The following is a 791-nucleotide window of genomic DNA, read 5'->3' on the forward strand; positions in this document are numbered from 1 at the left end:
CGACTCCTGGCAAGTATTTGTTTTCTTGTTTCGCCGGTCAACAGTAATTCGGGTTGATAATCCGTTTTAATCTTTCTTGCGGCTAAAATCATTTCATTTTCCTGATCAATAGCTTCCCATCTGTGTTTAATTCTGATTTCTTGCAACGCTTCTATCGCCAGTTTTTGGACGTGGAATCGATCGATAACCTGCGTAGCTCTGGTAAAACAAGTTTTAGCAATTAATTTCATGTTTGGTGCCATATCCAAGGTTATTTCTTTCACCTGTCTACGTTTATCGATTGGAATCTTTTTTAGATGTTCAATAACGACATCAGCTTTGGTTCCCGCAATTATAGCTACCACTGAACCTGCTTTACCTTTTGCTTTTTTATTAGTGACAACCGTATAGAGTTCTCCCTGAGATAAGGCTACTTCATCAATAGACAATCGCCTTCCCATATTCTCTGGGAAAACCAACCAATCTCTTGCATGAGCTAGCTGCTTCCATTGTTTAAAATCACTCAGGTAGTCTTTGTACTGTCGTTGCAGCTTCTTCCCGGAAACACCAAAAAACGAGCCTATTGTACGACAATCAAGTGATTTAGTATTGATTAATTGATTTTAAAAAAGCGGCAAACTCCTTTGTCATTCGAGTGCCGTTTGCTACTAAATTCCAGTTACGCTGAACAATCTTTCCTGACTCTTTATCAGTCCATCTCCTACGCTTTATATGAAAGAAAACAAACATACCTTTAAGTGGAAAATCCTGAACCGTTATTGACTTATGAAAGCCTTTCGATATTAATTGCC

Annotated in this window: 2 protein-coding genes; both read right to left on the reverse strand. The window is 38.4% G+C overall.

Features of this window, described 5'->3' with window-relative positions:
- Positions 1-593, reverse strand: a 593-nt coding sequence (locus A8143_RS03135) for an ISAon1 family transposase (protein ID WP_449390403.1), incomplete at its 3' end; no start/stop codon positions are given.
- Positions 583-791: ISAon1 family transposase N-terminal region protein (locus A8143_RS17115; RefSeq protein WP_449390402.1), on the reverse strand; the 209-nt coding region annotated here is incomplete at its 5' end. The genes A8143_RS17115 and A8143_RS03135, both read right to left, overlap by 11 nt.

This window comes from Crocinitomix algicola (assembly GCF_001661595.2).
GTDB classification, from domain to species: Bacteria; Bacteroidota; Bacteroidia; order Flavobacteriales_D; family Crocinitomicaceae; genus Crocinitomix; species Crocinitomix algicola.